This is a genomic window from Stenotrophomonas sp. YJH_SMC_135 (assembly GCF_059372355.1).
The window spans coordinates 572,168-589,452 of sequence record NZ_JCAFVN010000003.1; the positions used below are offsets into that span (position 1 = coordinate 572,168).

The 17,285-nt window shown below is 66.3% G+C and carries 14 protein-coding genes and 2 tRNA genes; 3 read left to right on the plus strand and 13 right to left on the minus strand.

What is annotated here, in order from left to right:
• The first annotated feature begins 357 nt into the window (after positions 1–357).
• Genes AC5P98_RS13690 through AC5P98_RS13700 form a run of 3 tightly spaced genes read left to right on the plus strand, consistent with a single transcriptional unit; the run spans position 358 to position 2,487 of the window.
• Positions 358–654 carry a hypothetical protein gene (locus AC5P98_RS13690; RefSeq protein WP_005410439.1) on the plus strand — a complete coding sequence of 99 codons (297 nt, stop codon included), beginning with the start codon at positions 358–360 and terminating at the stop codon, positions 652–654.
• The gene (locus AC5P98_RS13695) at positions 654–917 is read left to right on the plus strand and encodes a hypothetical protein (RefSeq protein ID WP_032957460.1); all 264 of its coding nucleotides are present in this window, start codon (positions 654–656) and stop codon (positions 915–917) included. The genes AC5P98_RS13690 and AC5P98_RS13695 overlap by 1 nt, the downstream gene beginning before the upstream one ends.
• A 10-nt stretch (positions 918–927) precedes the next feature.
• Positions 928–2,487, plus strand: a complete 1,560-nt coding sequence (locus AC5P98_RS13700) for a PepSY-associated TM helix domain-containing protein (protein WP_049419071.1) — start codon at positions 928–930, stop codon at positions 2,485–2,487.
• Positions 2,488–2,511: 24 nt separating this feature from the next.
• Here the strand turns inward: AC5P98_RS13700 and AC5P98_RS13705 are convergent, their stop codons facing one another.
• From AC5P98_RS13705 to AC5P98_RS13765, 13 genes are all read right to left on the minus strand, one after another.
• Positions 2,512–2,916: a VOC family protein gene (locus AC5P98_RS13705; RefSeq protein WP_041863657.1), complete on the minus strand. Its 405-nt coding sequence runs from the start codon at positions 2,914–2,916 to the stop codon at positions 2,512–2,514.
• Positions 2,917–3,013: 97 nt separating this feature from the next.
• Positions 3,014–4,204: a glycoside hydrolase family 18 protein gene (locus tag AC5P98_RS13710; protein ID WP_049405013.1), complete on the minus strand. Its 1,191-nt coding sequence runs from the start codon at positions 4,202–4,204 to the stop codon at positions 3,014–3,016.
• A 287-nt stretch (positions 4,205–4,491) separates the two neighbouring features.
• Positions 4,492–6,600: a polyribonucleotide nucleotidyltransferase gene (gene pnp / locus AC5P98_RS13715; RefSeq protein WP_049405012.1), complete on the minus strand. Its 2,109-nt coding sequence runs from the start codon at positions 6,598–6,600 to the stop codon at positions 4,492–4,494.
• Between the two features lie 151 nt (positions 6,601–6,751).
• The gene (gene rpsO / locus AC5P98_RS13720; protein ID WP_005417886.1) at positions 6,752–7,012 is read right to left on the minus strand and encodes a 30S ribosomal protein S15; all 261 of its coding nucleotides are present in this window, start codon (positions 7,010–7,012) and stop codon (positions 6,752–6,754) included.
• A 173-nt stretch (positions 7,013–7,185) separates the two neighbouring features.
• Complete coding sequence (gene truB, locus AC5P98_RS13725) at positions 7,186–8,094, minus strand: tRNA pseudouridine(55) synthase TruB (RefSeq protein WP_049405011.1); 909 nt, start codon at positions 8,092–8,094, stop codon at positions 7,186–7,188.
• A 107-nt stretch (positions 8,095–8,201) separates the two neighbouring features.
• Complete coding sequence (gene rbfA, locus AC5P98_RS13730) at positions 8,202–8,585, minus strand: 30S ribosome-binding factor RbfA (RefSeq protein ID WP_005410447.1); 384 nt, start codon at positions 8,583–8,585, stop codon at positions 8,202–8,204.
• A gap of 132 nt (positions 8,586–8,717) precedes the next feature.
• On the minus strand, positions 8,718–11,363 hold the full coding sequence (gene infB, locus AC5P98_RS13735; protein WP_014647858.1) for a translation initiation factor IF-2: 2,646 nt from the start codon (positions 11,361–11,363) through the stop codon (positions 8,718–8,720).
• 92 nt (positions 11,364–11,455) lie between these two features.
• Complete coding sequence (gene nusA / locus AC5P98_RS13740; protein WP_014647859.1) at positions 11,456–12,967, minus strand: transcription termination factor NusA; 1,512 nt, start codon at positions 12,965–12,967, stop codon at positions 11,456–11,458.
• 4 nt (positions 12,968–12,971) lie between these two features.
• Positions 12,972–13,562: a ribosome maturation factor RimP gene (rimP, locus tag AC5P98_RS13745; RefSeq protein ID WP_014647860.1), complete on the minus strand. Its 591-nt coding sequence runs from the start codon at positions 13,560–13,562 to the stop codon at positions 12,972–12,974.
• 366 nt (positions 13,563–13,928) lie between these two features.
• A tRNA-Met gene (locus tag AC5P98_RS13750) sits at positions 13,929–14,005 on the minus strand.
• An 82-nt stretch (positions 14,006–14,087) separates the two neighbouring features.
• Positions 14,088–14,164 (minus strand) — tRNA-Met (locus tag AC5P98_RS13755).
• Between the two features lie 127 nt (positions 14,165–14,291).
• Complete coding sequence (gene nuoN, locus AC5P98_RS13760) at positions 14,292–15,752, minus strand: NADH-quinone oxidoreductase subunit NuoN (RefSeq protein ID WP_049404613.1); 1,461 nt, start codon at positions 15,750–15,752, stop codon at positions 14,292–14,294.
• A 15-nt stretch (positions 15,753–15,767) separates the two neighbouring features.
• Positions 15,768–17,276 (minus strand): NADH-quinone oxidoreductase subunit M, encoded by a 1,509-nt coding sequence (locus tag AC5P98_RS13765; RefSeq protein ID WP_019660580.1) that lies wholly within the window; start codon positions 17,274–17,276, stop codon positions 15,768–15,770.
• Positions 17,277–17,285: the final 9 nt, after the last annotated feature.

The following is a 17,285-nucleotide window of genomic DNA, read 5'->3' on the forward strand; positions in this document are numbered from 1 at the left end:
AGCGCCGCGAGGGCGCCTGGAACACAGGGCCTTCGGGGGCAGGTCAACAGTGGGCGGTGGTAGTGCTCATGTCGCACGCTCGGCCGGCGCTGGGCGCGGGCCACCTTGTTCCAGTCAGGGTTCTGCGACGATCTTAAACCAGCACACCGGAAAGCCCAAGGCCTACCGTACGGTCCGCTGAATGGTCCTCGCTGGCGGCGTGAAAACGCAATGATTACCATGTCCGCGCAGCCCGCCCCGTGCCAGCCTGCCCGCTTCCCCCCAGGACCTCGTGATGCGCCACCCGCTCCGACCGGCTCCCGCCGGCCCCGCCCGTGCCCCGCGTTCGCTGGCCCGCTGCCATGGCGGCCGCCCGCAATGATCACCGTCGGCCTTTCCACGCTGGGCTTCTGCAGCCTGGGCATGCTGGCAGCGATGTTCTCGGCACTGGCCTTCTATGCCGCCTCGCCGCACTGCCGCTGGCCCCGCCTGCGCCGCGCCGGCCGCCTCGGCCGCCAGATCGGCCTGGTCGCCGCGGCTGCCGCATTGTGGCTGTGGATGGCCGAACTCGGCTTTGCCGCTGGCCTGGTGGCGATGCTGTGCACCTGGATGCTGGCCGCGATGCTGCTGCCGGCACTGGCCGCCTGGCATCGCCCGGGCACGGAGTCGCCCTGATGTGGCCGCGCGCCTTCGCCGGCATCGTGGCCGGCTTCTTGCTGGCCGCGGCCGCGACCGGGCTGGTGACGTGGTTGCCGCCGGGCCCCTGGCAGAACGCGCTGGTGCCCAGCCTGATCACGTTCATCCCGCTGTGGATGCTGGCTGCCCTGTGGGCGTTCAGCTTCCGCAGCGCGCTGCGCGCCTGGGTGACACTGGCCGGCAGCGCTGCGGCCGGCTTCGCCGTGCTGACGCTGCTGCGCCTGACCGGCGCGGTGCAATGAGACTCCGCCCATGAAGTTCAGCTCGCAGACCCTGCGTACGTTCACCACCCTGCACACCTGGGTCGGCCTGGTTGCCGGCTTCGGCCTGTTCGTGGCCTTCTACGCGGGTGCGCTGACCCTGTTCCACCACGACCTGCCGCTGTGGCAGACGCCCGGTGCAGCCACCGCGTTGCCGGCGGGCCTGGACGATGCGCAGTACCTGCTGGAAGACGTGCTGGCGGCACACCCGGAAGCCCGCCGCCACGTCGGCATGACGTTCCCCGGCGCCGAACATCCGCAACCCCTGGCCTACTGGCAGGCCGACGACGGCAGCTGGCGCTATGCCTGGCCGGGCGAGATCGCCGGCAGCCCGACGCCGCCACAGACCGGGCTGGCCGAACTGGTCAACGAACTGCATTACAGCCTCGGACTGCCGGTGGCCGGCATCTACGTGATGGGCATCGTCAGCCTGCTGTATGGCATGGCGCTGCTGAGCGGCCTGGTGATCCACCTGCCGAAGCTGTTCGGCGACCTGTTCGCGCTGCGTCCGGGCCGCAACCTGAAACAACTGTGGCAGGACGCGCACAACGTGATCGGCGTGCTCAGCCTGCCCTTCCACCTGATGTTCGCGGTCACGGGCGCCCTGCTCTGCCTGGTGTTCGTGCAGATGGCCCTGCTCAATCCACTGATCTACGACGGCAAGGCCCTGCAGGCGGTACCGACTGCAATGGACACCGCGCCGGTGCGCGACGCCAGTGGCATCCCGGCACCGCCGGGCAGCCTGCGCCTGCTGCATGCGCGCGCGCTTGAAGTAGCCCGCGCACAGGGCGTGGCCAACTTCGAGCCGGCCTACCTGAAGCTGGCCAACGCCGGCGATGCCAACGCCACGATCGAGATCACGGGCGAATCCACCGGCACACTCGGGCCGCTCGGTTCGGTGGCCCTGGACGTGGCCACCGGCAACGTCCTGGCCTCCCAGCTGCCGGGCCAGCGCGATGCCAACCACGCCACGCTCAGCGCCGCCTATGCCCTGCACTTCGGCGAGTTCGGCAACGGCGTGGTGGTCTGGCTGTACTTCCTGCTCGGCCTCGGCGGTGCGTTCCTGTTCTACTCCGGCAACCTGTTGTGGATCGAGTCGCGGCGCAAGCGTCGCCAGCCGCAACAGCCGCGTGCCGGGGTGAACATGGCACGGGCCACGGTTGGCGTGTGCATCGGCCTGTGCGTGGCGATCTCGGTCGCTTTCATCACCGCGCTGGTGCTGGAGCGGTTGGCACCGTCGGCGGTCGACCATGGCATCCGCTGGGCCTGCTTCGGCAGCTGGGCAGCCTGTGCGCTGTGGGCCGCACTGCGCCGCCCCGCGCAGGCGGCGCGCGAGCTGCTGTGGGCCGCAGCGCTCAGCACTGCACTGGTGCCGGTCCTGCACGGCGCACTCAATGGTGACTGGCTGTGGCGCGCCGCCGCGCGTGGCCATTGGCCGCTGTTCTGGGTCGATGCCATCGCGCTGGCCATGGCCTTCGGCTTCGCTCGCCTGGCCGTCGCCAGCCAGCGCCGCGCCCGCAACGGCGACCCCAACAGCGTCTGGGCCAACTAAGCCTTCACCGGGCATGGCCCGGCGCTACCGCTGCGGGTGTTCTTCGCCCGGGTAACGACTCACTTCGATCAGGTTGCCATCCGGGTCGCGGAAGTACACCGATTCGATCGGTCCCAGCGCACCGGTACGTGTGGCCGGCCCCTCCTCCACCGCGATGGCCTGCGCCTGCAGGTGCGCCAGCACATCGACCATTGCCGTATGCGTGACCAGGCACAGATCGGCACTGCCCGGCGTGGGTCGCAGCGCATGCGGCTGCAGTGGCGCGCTGGCCGGATGCAGGTTGATCTTCTGCTGGCCGAACTGCAGCGCGGTACGGCCAGCGCCGAAGCGCACGACCTGCATGCCGAGCACGCGCTGGTAGAAGTCACAGCTGCGTTCGATGTCGGCGACGGTGAGGACCAGGTGGTCCAGGCGTTCGAGATGGATCATGCCCAAAGCGTAGCGCCACCGGCGTCGTCGCAATGTGCGGTGTCGGGTCGATGGCGTTGCCGCCTGGCGCCGGGCATGGCCCGGCGCCACCAGTGACTCAATCGCCGATGCGCGCCTTCTGCCACGGGCCGAGCATCGCGTTGAGCAGGCTGGCCTGCTCGTCGTCGCCGGTCAGCTCCCACATGAACACCCCGGCCAGGCCCTGCTCGCGGGCGAACCGGGCACGCAGGCCGATCGAGCGCGGGTCTTCATAGCTGATGAAGATCTTCTGCACGGCGTTGTACAGCCACGGGCTCTGCGCCTGCGGCTGCCAGTGCTTCACCCAACCCGGCTGGTCGAGATAGCGCGCCTTGATCACCCGCCAGTCGCCGGCGTCGGCCGGTGCGCTGTAGGGCTGATACAGGCCATCCGGCGCATCGCCGGTGACCTTGAAGCCGCGCCCATAGAACGGCACGCCCAGCACCAGCTTGTCGGCCGGCACACCGTGCTCGCGGTAGTACTGCACCGCGCCGGCCACGTTGTTCCAGCGCCGCAGCTCCGGCGCCAGCGGATCGGCCGGCACTTCATGCAGGGGCGCATTGAAGGTCGACACCGATGAGAAGCCGGTGCCCATGTCATAGCTCATCAGGTTGATGAAATCGAACACCTTGGCCAGCGCCGGCAGGTCGTAGCTCGCCGCCGGATCATAGGGGCCATCGGTCTGCAGGCGACCGGCGGCCAGCGCGGCGCTCAGCAGCATTGGCTGCCCCACCTTGCGCCCGTGCGCGTCGAGTGCCACGCGGAACGCCTGCGCGAGCCTGGTCAGGTTGGCGCGATCCTGCGGGCGATGCGCCAGCTCCTTCGGCCCGCCACTGACCGGGAACTCCCAGTCGATATCCACGCCATCGAAGCTGCCGGCATGGTGATCGAAGAACAGTGCCATGCATGAGTCCACCAGGCGCTTGCGGCTGGCCTCGGTCAACGCTGCATCGGAGAACCCACCCGCACCCCAGCCACCGATCGAAATCAGCGTGCGCAGGTGCGGATGCGCCTTCTTGAGCTCGGCCAGCGCGGCGAAGTTCTTCGGCGCTTCCGCGCCGACCGCGCAGCGGCCGTCCTCGATGGTGGAGAACGCATAGAACAGATGGGTCAGGCGCTCGGCGGGAATGCTCGACACCGGATAGCGCTCGGCCGAGCCGCCGGGGTAGTAGGCACCGAAGATCGGCGGCGGCGCCGGCGCGGCGCGCGCAGCGATGGGCACGGCACCGGCAATCAGCACGGCAAGGACGGCCACGGTCTGGCGGAACATGGGATCTCCCGGTTCGAAGGCGCCGCCACGTTAGCAAACCGATGTGGCTGCGGGACGGTTGTCGCGGCATGTCGTCCCGTGGACAGGCGTGATCCGCGCAACTGTGACAGAACGATGGCCACGTGGCGGCGCTCACGCACTGCAGCAGGACATGCAGCGACCTGGGTGCGCGGTTCTTCATAACAGCGAGGCAAAGAAAAAGCGGGCCGAAGCCCGCTTTTTCAATTCAGCGATTCCAGAAGCGTGTCAACCAAGGTTGACACCTACCGTAATCGACCGGAGGTCGATTACTCGGCGCTGGCGGCGTCGCCTTCTTCCACGGCCTTCATCGACAGGCGGATACGGCCCTGCTTGTCGACTTCCAGCACCTTGACCTTGACCACATCGCCTTCCTTCAGCACGTCGCCGACCTTCTCGACGCGATCGCTGGAGATCTGCGACACGTGGACCAGACCGTCCTTGCCCGGCAGGATCGTGACGAACGCACCGAAGTCCATGATCTTGGCGACCTTGCCTTCGTAGATGCGACCCGGCTCGACGTCCGAGGTGATCTGCTCGATGCGGGCCTTGGCGGCCTGGGCAGCGATGGCATTGACCGAAGCGATGACGATGGTGCCGTCATCCTGGATGTCGATCTGGGTGCCGGTTTCCTTGGTGATGGCCTGGATGGTCGAGCCACCCTTGCCGATCACTTCGCGGATCTTGTCCGGGTGGATCTTGATGGTCAGCAGGCGCGGCGCGTAGTCCGACAGCTCTTCACGCGGAGCGGTCAGGCCGTGGGCCATTTCGCCCAGGATGTGCAGACGACCAGCCTTGGCCTGCTGCAGAGCCTGCTTCATGATCTCTTCGGTGATGCCTTCGATCTTGATGTCCATCTGCAGGGCGGAAATGCCCTCAGCGGTACCGGCCACCTTGAAGTCCATGTCGCCCAGGTGATCTTCGTCACCCAGGATGTCGGACAGGACGACGAAGCGCTCGCCTTCCTTGACCAGGCCCATGGCGATACCGGCCACCGGCGCCTTCACCGGCACGCCGGCGTCCATCAGGGCCAGCGACGAGCCGCAGACCGATGCCATCGACGAGGAACCGTTCGACTCGGTGATTTCCGAGACGACGCGGATGGTGTACGGGAAGGATTCCAGCGACGGCATGACAGCCAGCACGCCGCGCTTGGCCAGGCGACCGTGGCCGATTTCGCGGCGCTTCGGGCCCATCATGCGGCCGCACTCACCCACCGAGAACGGAGGGAAGTTGTAGTGGAACAGGAAGTTTTCCTTGTACTCACCGGCAACGGCGTCAATGACCTGGCCGTCACGGGCGGTGCCCAGGGTGATGGTCACGATGGCCTGGGTTTCGCCACGGGTGAACAGCGAGGAACCGTGGGTACGCGGCAGCACGCCGGTCTTCACGGTGATCGGGCGGACGGTGTCCAGCGCACGGCCGTCGATACGGACCTTGGTGTCCAGCACCGAGTCACGCATGGTGCGGTATTCCAGTTCGCCGAATTCCTTCGACAGCTCGGCCGGGTTCCAGCCTTCAGCGGCCACGCGGCCAGCCAGGGCTTCGAACACGTCCTTCTTGATCGCCGAGATGGCGTCGCGGCGCTGCAGCTTGTCACGCACCTGGAAGGCTTCGCCCAGGCGCGGGCCGATGGCTTCCTTCAGGGCGGAGATCAGCGCTTCGTTCTTGGCCGGGGCTTCCCAGGTCGACGGCTTGGTGCCGGCTTCGACGGTCAGCTCGTTGATCGCGTTGATGACCTTCTGCATTTCGCGGTGACCGAAGGTCACGGCGCCCAGCATCACTTCTTCGGACAGCAGCGCGGCTTCGGATTCAACCATCAGCACGGCGTTGGAGGTACCGGCGACGACCAGCTCCAGCTGCGAGTCAGCCAGTTCGCTGACGGTCGGGTTCAGGATGTACTCGCCGTTCTTGTAACCGACCTTGGCCGCGCCGATCGGACCCATGAACGGGGTGCCAGCCAGGGCCAGGGCAGCCGAAGCACCGATCAGGGCCGGGATGTCACCGTCCACGTCCGGGTTCAGCGACATCACCGTGGCGATGATCTGCACTTCGTTCTTGTAGTCTTCCGGGAACAGCGGGCGGATCGGACGGTCGATCAGACGCGAGATCAGGGTTTCCTTCTCGGTCGCACGGCCTTCGCGCTTGAAGAAACCACCCGGGATACGGCCGCCGGCGTAGAACTTTTCCTGATAATCGACGGTCAGCGGGAAGAAGTCCTGGCCTTCGCGCGCGCTCTTGGCGGCGACGGCGGTGACCAGCAGTACGGTGTCGTCCATCTTGACGATGACGGCGCCGCTGGCCTGACGGGCGACTTCGCCGGTCTCAAGCGTGACGGTGTGCTTGCCGTACTGGAAGGTTTTGGTGATTTTTGCCACGGAGGGTGTCCTTGGGGATGCTGTCTGCGAATTTGGACCGTCGGCGACCCTTGCCGCCAGCGGGTGGCCGGATCGTTCCGGCCTGAATCGGGGATTGCGGTACTACAAAACAAAACCGCGGCGCATCGCTGCGCCGCGGGGGATTCGTTGCTTAGCGACGCAGGCCAAGCTTCTCGATCAGGGCCTTGTAGCGCTCGACGTCCTTCTTCTTCAGGTAGTCGAGCAGGCTGCGACGGCGGTTGACCATCTGCAGCAGGCCGCGGCGGCTGTGGTGGTCCTTCTTGTGGGTCTTGAAGTGGCCGGTCAGCAGTTCGATGCGGGCGGTCAGCAGTGCAACCTGGACTTCCGGGGAGCCGGTGTCAGCCGCGCTGCGCTTGTTGTCTTCAATGACCTTCTGGGTGTCGATCGACATTTCTTTTTTCTCTGTGATGCGTGGCCGGCAGGAACGCGCTTCGCGCACCGCCAGGCTCGCCGTGGACTACGAGGATGAAACCTGCGCGAGGCAGGTTGCCGGAAAACGGCCGCGAAATTGTAACGGCCGGGGGCGTCCGGGACAAGGACCGAGACTGAACCGGCAGGCCCCGGTCAGAGGTTGAAACGGCGCTGCGGGGCCAGCAGGCCACTCTCGTCGACCTGGCCCAGGCCCTGGACAGCATCGTCCGGACCGAACACGGCCACCAGGCCGCGCGGCCAGGACAGGTCGCGCTGGCGCTGGCCCACGCAGAACCGGTGGGCCTGGTCGGCGTCCAGGTCGACCCTCGAGTATTCAGCCAGGCCGGCCGCCAGCGGCAGCAGCAACGCGTCCATGCCAGCCTCGTCACCGGCCTCGACCATCGCCCGCAGCTGGTCCAGGGTGACCATGGCAGGCTCGCGGAACGGCTCGACCCAGAGCCGGCGCAGCGCGCTGATGTGGGCGCCACAGCCCAGGCGTTCGCCGAGGTCGCGGGCCAGGCTGCGGATATAGGTGCCGGAACCACAGGTCACGCGCAGCCGCAGCCGTTCCGGCTGCTGCTCCAGCACCTCGATGGCGTGTACCTGCACCTCGCGCTCGGGCGCTTCGATGACGTCACCGCGGCGGGCCTTCACATACAGCGGTTCACCGCCCTGCTTCAGCGCCGAATAGATCGGGGCACGCTGGCGGATGGTGCCGGTCAGCGGCGCCAGCGCAGCCTGCAGGGCCTGGGCACTGATCGCCGGCACCGGGCGCTGCAGCAGTACCTGGCCTTCGGCATCGTCGGTATCGGTGGTCTGGCCGAGCACGATCTCGGCGTCGTAGGCCTTGGCCGAACCCAGCAGCAGGCCGGCGATCTTGGTCGCCTCGCCGAAACACAGCGGCAGCAGGCCGGTGGCCAGCGGGTCGAGGCTGCCGGTATGGCCGCCCTTCTCGGCGCGGAACAGGCGGCGCGCCACCTGCAGGGCGGCGTTGGAGCTCATGCCGGTCGACTTGTCGAGCAGCAGGATGCCATCCAGGCGACGGAACTGAATTCGGGTCATGACAGGAAAGTGTTGGGACGGGCCATGCTCGGCTGCCGCAGCGCGGCCTGCATCAGACATCGCGCAGCCGGAATGCAGCAACGCCGGGCATGCCCGGCGTCGCGCGGTTATTCTTCGTCGCTCTCGCGACGCTTCTCGGCGGCCAGCGTGTCGGGCAGGTCGCGCAGGATGTTGTCGATGTGCTCACCACGGTCGACCGAGTCATCGTAGTGGAAATGCAGCTCCGGCACGTGGCGCAGCTTCATCGCGCGGGCCAGGTCCATGCGCAGGCGGTAGCCCAGTTCCTTCAGGCCGGCCACGGCTTCAGCCGAACGTTCCGGCATCAGCGCGGTGACGAACACCTTGGCATGGGCCATGTCGCGGGTGATTTCCACGTCGGACACGCTCACCGAGGGCAACCCGTGCTCGCGCACGGCGTTGTGCACCAGGGTGCCGAGTTCACGGCGCAGCTGGGCGGAGACACGGTCGGTTCGATGGAAAGTCTTGGGCACGAGGAGCTCTTGGTTCAGTTGTCGCCCGACCAACGGTCGGGCACTACCTTTGATTCGATTGTCGCCCGACCAACGGTCGGGCGCTACAGGTACATGGTGGGGCCCGACCGTTGGCCGGGCCACCTTGCAGCATTACAGGGTGCGCGGCACTTCGATACGTTCGAAGCACTCGATCTGGTCACCCGGCTTGACGTCGTTGTAGGCCTTCACCGCGATACCGCATTCGGTACCGTTGCGGACTTCCTCGACGTTCTCCTTGAAGCGACGCAGCGATTCCAGCTCGCCCTCGAAGATCACCACGCTGTCGCGCAGGACGCGGATCGGCTTGTTGCGCTTGACCACACCCTCGATGACCATGCAGCCGGCGACGGCACCCAGCTTCGAGCTGCGGAAGACGTCGCGGACCTCGGCGATACCGATGATCTCTTCGCGGATCTCCACGCCCAGCAGACCGGAGGCCACCTGCTTCACCTGGTCGATCACGTCATAGATGATCGAGAAGTAACGCAGGTCGACACCATTGGATTCGATGATGCGACGGGCCGAAGCGTCCGCACGCACGTTGAAGCCGATGACGGTGGCCTTCGAAGCGGCGGCCGAGTTGGCGTCCGACTCGGTGATGCCACCCACGCCGGAGTGGATCACGTTGATGCGGATGTCTTCGTTGGACAGCGCGACCAGTGCCTGGCTCAGCGCCTGCACCGAACCCTGCACGTCGGCCTTGATGACCAGGTTGAGGACCTGCTGGCCCTCGCCCTTGCCCAGGGTCGCCATGATGTCTTCCATGCGGCTGCCAGCGGTGGCCACCAGGCGCGATTCACGGCGCTTGGTCTCGCGCTGCTGGGCAACGTCCTTGGCCAGGCGCTCGTCCTCGACGACCACGAAGTCGTCACCAGCTTCCGGCACGCCGGACAGGCCCAGGACCTGCACCGGGATGGACGGGCCGGCGAACTCCGGCTGCTTGCCGGTTTCGTCGAACAGCGCACGCACGCGGCCGTACTGGATGCCGCACACCAGGTAGTCGCCCTTCTTCAGGCGGCCCTGCTGCACCAGCACCGTCGCGACGGGGCCGCGGCCCTTGTCCAGCGACGATTCGATCACCACGCCCGAGGCGCGGCCTTCATCGACCGCCTTCAGTTCCAGCAGTTCGGCCTGGATCGAGATGGCGTCCAGCAGGTCGTCGATGCCCAGGCCGGTCTTGGCCGAGATCTCCACCATCTGGGTGTCACCACCGAAGTCTTCGGCCACGACCTGCTCGGACAGCAGTTCGTTCTTGACCCGCATCGGATCCGCGTCGGACTTGTCGATCTTGTTGATCGCCACGATCAGCGGCACACCTGCCGAACGGGCGTGCTGGATCGCTTCCTTGGTCTGCGGCATGACGCCGTCATCGGCGGCCACGACCAGCACCACGATGTCGGTCAGCTTGGCGCCGCGCGCACGCATCGAGGTGAAGGCGGCGTGGCCCGGGGTGTCCAGGAAGCTGATCACACCCTTCGGCGTATCGACGTGGTAAGCGCCGATGTGCTGGGTGATACCACCCGCTTCGCCGGTGGCGACCTTGGTGCGGCGGATGTAATCCAGCAGCGAGGTCTTGCCGTGGTCGACGTGGCCCATGATGGTGACCACCGGCGGACGCTGGGTGGCTTCGCCCTGGTTTTCACCGGTCGAGGCCAGCAGTGCGTCTTCGGCGTCGTTGTCGTTGGCACGGATCGCCTTGTGGCCGAGTTCTTCGGTCACCAGTGCGGCGGTGTCGTGGTCGATGGACTGGGTGATGGTCGCCATCACGCCCATCTTGAACAGCGCCTTGACCACCTCGCCGCCCTTCAGCGCCAGCTTCTGCGCCAGGTCGGCCACGGTGATGGTGTCGCCGATCGCCACTTCACGCACCACCGGTGCGGTCGGACGCTCGAAGGCGTGCGGGCCGGCATTGTTGCCACCGCGCGACATGTCGCGACGGCCACCGGCCTGGTTGCGGCCGCCCGGACGACCCCGGGTGTTGCTGTTGTTGCTGTTGCCACGACGCGCACGGTCGGCGGCCGACAGGTGCATCTGGCCGGCGAAACGGTCACCCGGGCCACGCTCGTTGCGCGGCGCGCTGCGGTTGTTGCGGTCGTCGTTGCGCGGCGGCGGCGGTGCGCCACGCGGCGCAGCCGGGGCTGCGGCCGGGGTGCGCGGCGGGCGCGGCGCGGTTTCATCGATCGGAGCACGCTTGGGCTTGCTGGCAGCCAGCGTCTCGGCCGCCTTGGCGGCAGCCGCAGCTTCCTCGGCAGCCTTCTTCTCGGCCTCGGCGCGTTCCTTGGCGGCGGCCTCTTCCTCACGGGCACGGACGATGGCTTCGTCGCGCAGACGATCCTTCTCGGCCAGGGCCTGCTGTTCGGCAAGGTTGCGGGCGCGCGACTCTTCCAGCTTGCGCAGGATGTCGGCGCGCTCTTCGTCCGGGGTCATGGCGCGAGCACCATCCTTGACGTAGGTACGCTTCTGGCGCACCTCGACATTCACGGTCGTCTTGCTGCGACCGGAATTGACCGTCACTTCCTGCTGCTTCCGGCGGTTGAGCGTGATCTTCTTCGCAGACTGATCGGTCTCTTCCGGGGCCTGCTCGGGCTTGCCGTGCGAACGACGAAGGAAGCCCAGGAGCTTCACCTTCTCGGAGCTGGTCACGACCTGGTCGGGACCGCTGAACTTCATGCCGGCACCGGCCAGCTGTTCCAGCAGTTTTTCGACCGGCGTGTTGACCAGTTCGGCAAGCTTGCGGATGGTGGTTTGCTGCGACATTCGGATCCTATGATCTTGTGGGCGCCCCCCCGCATGTGGAGGTGGCGCGGATTCTACGCCCTGAGCGGCTCAGGGCCCTGTTCATTGCCGGCTCATTCGCCGCGTTCCAGTCGGGCGATCTCCTCGGCACGGGCGGCCAGGATCAGCGCAGCGGCGCGCGCCTGATCCAGTCCTTCGATGCCGAAGTCCATGACCTCGTCGGCGGCCAGGTCGGACAGATCCTCGCTGGTACGCACGCCGTGGCCGGCCAGCGCGTATGCGGTGGCTTCGTCCATGCCCTTCAGGGACAGCAGGTCCTGCGCCGGCTGGCCGTCTTCAAGGCCTTCCTCGACTGCCAGGGCCTCATTGAGCAGCGCATCGCGGGCACGAGCGCGCAGCTCTTCGACGATGTCCTCGTCGAAACCTTCCACGGCCAGCAGTTCGCCGACCGGGACATATGCGATTTCCTCGACGGTGCCGAAGCCTTCGCTGACCAGGATGCCGGCGATTTCCTCGTCCACTTCCAGCTTGTCCATGAACAGCTGGCGGGCCGCAGCCTGCTCGGCTTCCGACTTGGCGGTGACCTGGTCCTGGGTCATCACGTTGAGCTGCCAGCCGGTCAGGCGGCTGGCCAGGCGCACGTTCTGGCCGCCCTTGCCGATCGCCTGGGCCAGGCGGTCTTCGGCAACGGCCAGGTCCATCGAGTGCTTGTCTTCATCGACGATGATCGACTGCACTTCGGCCGGCGCCATCGCGTTGATGACGAAGTTGGCCGGGTTGTCGTTCCACAGCACGATGTCCACGCGCTCGCCATTGAGCTCGTTGGACACGGCCTGCACGCGCGAACCGCGCATGCCGATGCAGGCGCCGATCGGATCGGTGCGCTGGTCGTGGGCCAGCACGGCGATCTTGGCGCGGTCGCCCGGGTCACGTGCACAGGCCTTGATTTCCACCAGGCCCTGGCCGACTTCCGGCACTTCCAGCTTGAACAGCTCGATCATGAATTCCGGGGCGGCACGGCTGATGAACAGCTGCGGGCCACGCGGCTCCGAGCGCACTTCGGCCAGGTAGCCGCGCACGCGGTCACCGGCGCGCAGCACGTCGCGCGGGATGCCCTTGTCCTTCGGGATGAAGCCTTCGGCGTTGCCACCGAGGTCGACATAGATGTTGCCGCGCTCGGCGCGCTTGACCACGCCGGTGATCAGCTCACCCACGCGATCCTTCCACGCATCCACGACCTGCTGGCGCTCGGCTTCGCGCACGCGCTGGACGATGACCTGCTTGGCGGCCTGGGCAGCGATGCGGCCGAAATCCGGGTTCTCGATCTGCTCTTCGATGTAGTCGCCGACCTCGACGCCTTCGGCTTCATCGACGGCATCCATCAGGCGGATCTGGCGGTCCGGCGATTCCATGACCACGTCATCGGCCACCACTTCCCAGCGGCGGAAGGTTTCGTAGCTGCCGTCCTTGTGGTCGATGACCACGCGGGTCAGCACTTCCTCGTCGGGATAGCGCTTCTTCGCTGCCGAGGCCAGGGCGGCCTCGATGGCATCGAAGATCACTTCACGCGGCACGCCCTTCTCGTTGGCGACTGCGTCGACTACCAGCAACAGTTCCTTGCTCATTGGCTCACTCCGCGCGCGGCTTCTTTGCCGCCGGCTCGTTGGAAGAAGAATTCGTGTTCGGCTTCGGACGCTTCGGTGCCGGACCGGTCGGCTTGCTCGGGGCCAGCCCCAGCGCCACCCAGTCGGGCATGATCCGTGCCTTGTCGATGTTGTCGGCCGACACGACCACTTCGGCCTTGTCGACGATGAAAGTGATGGTCCCCGCCGCCTCGTCGGTCGCCTCGATACGACCCTGCAGGCGACGACGGTTGTCCTGCGGCAGCTTCAGCGTGACCTTGGCCGATTCGCCGAGGTGACGGCCGAACTGCTCCAGGCTGAACAGAGGACGGTCGACGCCCGGCGAGGACACTTCCAGCGTGTAATTGCCGCTGATCGGGTCCTCGACGTCCAGCTGCGCCGACACTTCGCGGCTGACCCGCTCGCAGTCGTCGACATTGATGATGCGCTCGGGCTGTTCAGCCAGCGGCACGTCGATGTAAAGGCGCAGGGTCGCACCGCCGGGGGCCGGCAGATACTCAACGCCCAGCAGCTCCAGGCCCAGCGACACAACGGTCGGGGCGAGCAGATTCGCGATGTCGGTTGCCTTGTCGCTCACAGCCTGCCTTGATCTCTATGGTTGGGTGCCGGCCTTGGCCGGCGTGGAAACGTGACGCCCCGGAAACGACAAAGGGCCCGTTGGGCCCCTTTTCCGGAAAGACTCCGGTGACTGGATTCCGGTTGCAACCTGCATTGCCTGCCGGTTGCGGCCCTCCTTCCGGGTCCGGACTCCCGCTGGGAGGCCGCCTTCAGGGGTACTGCTAGGCCGCTGATGATAGCGACTGCACCGCGCTGGTGCAAGGTGCGGACCCGGGTCAGATCCCTTTTCCCGTGGATAAGGGATCTGACCCCGATCACGCAGAAACAACGCAGACCCCAAAGAAAAACGCCCTCGAAGCAGGACTTCGAAGGCGATCTCTTTACTTGGTAGCGGGGGCAGGATTTGAACCTGCGACCTTCGGGTTATGAGCCCGACGAGCTGCCAGACTGCTCCACCCCGCATCAGAAGCGGAATCATGAGGCATTGCTGCGAAAAATGCAAGCTTTCCCTCATTCATCGAACCGGTTGGCGCCGGTCCGACGTTGGTAGCGGGGGCAGGATTTGAACCTGCGACCTTCGGGTTATGAGCCCGACGAGCTGCCAGACTGCTCCACCCCGCACCGGAAGTGTTTGAACTGCTGCCCTGCTCTTTCGAGGAAGGCTACCGCAACGATGTTCTGGCTGAACCGCTGCAGTGACAACTCAGGCTGCGCATATTACACGAATCGCGCAGCTTTGTGTCAACTTTTATGCAAGATGCGCAAATGCCTGCTGGCACCAGACCATGATCGGGTTCCAGGCCAGGCCCAGCGCGAGCAGCGCCAGGGCATTCACGCCCAGCACCACGCCCAGCACGCGGTCGTTGCTGCGCGGCATGGCCTCGCCCACCGGCTCATCGAAGTACATGACCTTGATGAGGCGCAGGTAGTAGAAGCAGCCGACCACGGCGCACAGCACGCCGAGGATGGCCAGCCACAGCAGGCCGCCGTTGACGGCCGCGCCCAGCACCGCCAGCTTGGTCCAGAAGCCCAGGAACGGCGGGATGCCGGCCAGCGACGCCATGATGCACAGCACCAGGCCGGCCATCCACGGGTTGCGGGCGTTCAGGCCCTTGAAGTCCTCGATGTTCTCGGCTTCAAAGCCGGCACGCGACAGCGCGATGATCGCGCCGAAGGCGGCGGTGGACATGATCGCGTAGGCCAGTGCGTAGAACAGCGCGGCGGCGTAGCCCTGCGAACCGCCACCGGCGATGCCCATCAGCAGGAAGCCGATGTGCGAGACGGTGGAGAACGCCAGCATGCGCTTGAGGTTGCTCTGCGCGATGGCCATCAGGTTGCCGATGACCAGCGATACCGCGGCCAGGCCGGCAATCAGCAGCTGCAGTTCGGTCGACAGCGGGCCCACGCCCATTTCCAGCAGGCGGTAGGCCATGCCGAACGCGGCCAGCTTCGGCGCCGAGCTGATGAACAGTGCGATCGGTGCCGGGGCACCCTGGTACACGTCCGGCAGCCACATGTGGAACGGCGCGGCGCCCAGCTTGAAGGCGACGCCGGCGATCATGAACACCGCACCGGTGATCAGCAGCACGCGCTCTTCCGAGTGCGGGATGGCCTCGCGGATCACATCCAGGTGCAGGCTGCCGGTGGCGCCGTAGATCAGCGACATGCCGTAGAGCAGCAGGCCCGAGGCCAGCGAACCCAGCACGATGTACTTCATCGCCGCTTCCGACGCCAGGCCGCTTTCGCGGTTGCTGGCGACCAGGGCGTAGGAGCACAGCGCCAGCAGTTCCAGGCCCAGGTAGACCATCAGCAGGCTGCCGGCCGAGACCAGGATCATCATGCCGGCGGTGCCGAACAGGATCAGCACCGGGATCTCGCCCTGGAACAGGTCGCGATCACGCAGGTAGCGCCAGCCGTAGACCAGGGTCAGGCCGCTGAGCAGCACGATCCCGGTCTTCATCACGTCCGCGGCGGTATCGCGCACGAACATGCCATGGAAGACCTCCCCCTGCCCGCCCACGCCGGTGGCCAGCATGAACAGCACCACGGCCAGCGCAGCGAGCGAGAACAGGTGGGTGACGATCTTGTTCCGGTTGCTGACGAACAGGTCGAGGATCATCAGGGCGAAGGCGCTGCCGATCAGCACCAGCTCGGGAGCGAGCGGTGGCAGGTCAGCGGCGGTCAATGGCAGCAGCGGCGAGGTGGTCATCATCAAATCCTGGAATTACAGCAGCTTGCTGGATGCGATCTGCATCGCCAGCTTCGCGATCGAGGGCTCCATCAGGTCGGTCAGCGGCTTGGGGTAGATGCCCAGGGCCAGCACGCCGATGGCGAACACGCCCAGCACCAGCCATTCGCGGCCGTTGATGTCCTTCAGTTCGGCAACATGGCTGTTGGCCACTTCACCGAAGAAGATGCGCTTGTACAGCCACAGGGTGTAGGCGGCGCCGATGATCAGGGTGGTGGCCGCGCCCAGGGCGATCCACGGATTACGCTGGAAGGCCGAGAGGATGACCATGAACTCGCCAACGAAACCGCTGGTACCCGGCAGGCCCGCGTTGGCCATGAAGAACAGCATCGCGAAGGTGGCGAACCACGGCATCACGTTGACCACGCCGCCGTAATCGGCGATGCGGCGGCTGTGCATGCGGTCGTACAGCACGCCGACGCAGGAGAACATCGCGCCGGACACGAAGCCGTGCGAGATCATCTGCACCATGGCGCCCTGCAGGCCCAGGCGCGCGGCGTCGGCGTTGCCGGCTTCGCGCACCAGCCACAGGGCGATGAAGGTGCCCAGGGTGACAAAGCCCATGTGCGCGATCGACGAATAGGCGATCAGCTTCTTCATGTCGTCCTGCACCAGGGCGACCAGGCCGACGTAGATCACCGCGATCAGCGACAGCGCGATCACCAGCCAGGCCCATTCCTGCGATGCGTCCGGGACGATCGGCAGGTTGAAGCGCAGGAAGCCGTAGCCACCGATCTTCAGGGCGATCGCGGCCAGGATCACCGAACCGGCGGTCGGCGCTTCCACGTGGGCGTCCGGCAGCCAGGTGTGGACCGGGAACATCGGCACCTTGACCGCGAAGGCGATCAGGAAGGCGAAGAAGATCCAGGTCTGCTCCTTGGCCGACAGCGGCAGCGCGTACAGGTCGGCCAACTGGAAGCTGCCGCCCTTCATGTACAGGTAGATCAGCGCCACCAGCATCAGCACCGAGCCGAGGAAGGTGTACAGGAAGAACTTCAGCGCGGCGTAGATGCGGCGCGGACCGCCCCAGACACCGATGATCAGGAACATCGGGATCAGCATCGCTTCGAAGAACACGTAGAACAGCATCGCGTCCGTCGCGGCGAAGATGCCGACGGTGACACCTTCCAGGATCAGGAAGGCCGCCACGTACTGGTTCACGCGCTTGTCGATGGCGCTCCAGGCGCCGATCAGGGCAAGCACGCTGACCAGGGTGGTCAGCAGGATCAGCGCCACGGCAATGCCGTCCACGCCCAGGTTGTAGCCGATCTTGTACGCCGGGATCCAGGCATGGGTCTCGACGAACTGCAGACCATCGACGCCTGCGTTGTAGCCGCTCAGCAGCGAGAGGCTCGCCACGAAGGTCAGCACCGCTACGCCCAGCGACGCCCAGCGGGCGGTCTGCGCATCACGGATCGCAAGGATCAGGGCACCACCGATGATCGGCAGCCAGATGAGGACACTGAGTAGAGGCCAGTTCGACACGTCTTCTTA

What these genes read in the sequence shown, in the direction of transcription:
- AC5P98_RS13690 (WP_005410439.1), top strand. Translation starts at nt 358, where the DNA reads ATGATCACCGTCGGCCTTTCCACGCTGGGCTTCTGCAGCCTGGGCATG.
- AC5P98_RS13695 (WP_032957460.1), top strand. Translation starts at nt 654, where the DNA reads ATGTGGCCGCGCGCCTTCGCCGGCATCGTGGCCGGCTTCTTGCTGGCC.
- AC5P98_RS13700 (WP_049419071.1), top strand. Translation starts at nt 928, where the DNA reads ATGAAGTTCAGCTCGCAGACCCTGCGTACGTTCACCACCCTGCACACC.
- AC5P98_RS13705 (WP_041863657.1), bottom strand. Translation starts at nt 2,916, where the DNA reads ATGATCCATCTCGAACGCCTGGACCACCTGGTCCTCACCGTCGCCGAC.
- AC5P98_RS13710 (WP_049405013.1), bottom strand. Translation starts at nt 4,204, where the DNA reads ATGTTCCGCCAGACCGTGGCCGTCCTTGCCGTGCTGATTGCCGGTGCC.
- rpsO (WP_005417886.1), bottom strand. Translation starts at nt 7,012, where the DNA reads ATGTCGATCGACACCCAGAAGGTCATTGAAGACAACAAGCGCAGCGCG.
- truB (WP_049405011.1), bottom strand. Translation starts at nt 8,094, where the DNA reads ATGACCCGAATTCAGTTCCGTCGCCTGGATGGCATCCTGCTGCTCGAC.
- infB (WP_014647858.1), bottom strand. Translation starts at nt 11,363, where the DNA reads ATGTCGCAGCAAACCACCATCCGCAAGCTTGCCGAACTGGTCAACACG.
- nusA (WP_014647859.1), bottom strand. Translation starts at nt 12,967, where the DNA reads ATGAGCAAGGAACTGTTGCTGGTAGTCGACGCAGTCGCCAACGAGAAG.
- nuoN (WP_049404613.1), bottom strand. Translation starts at nt 15,752, where the DNA reads ATGACCACCTCGCCGCTGCTGCCATTGACCGCCGCTGACCTGCCACCG.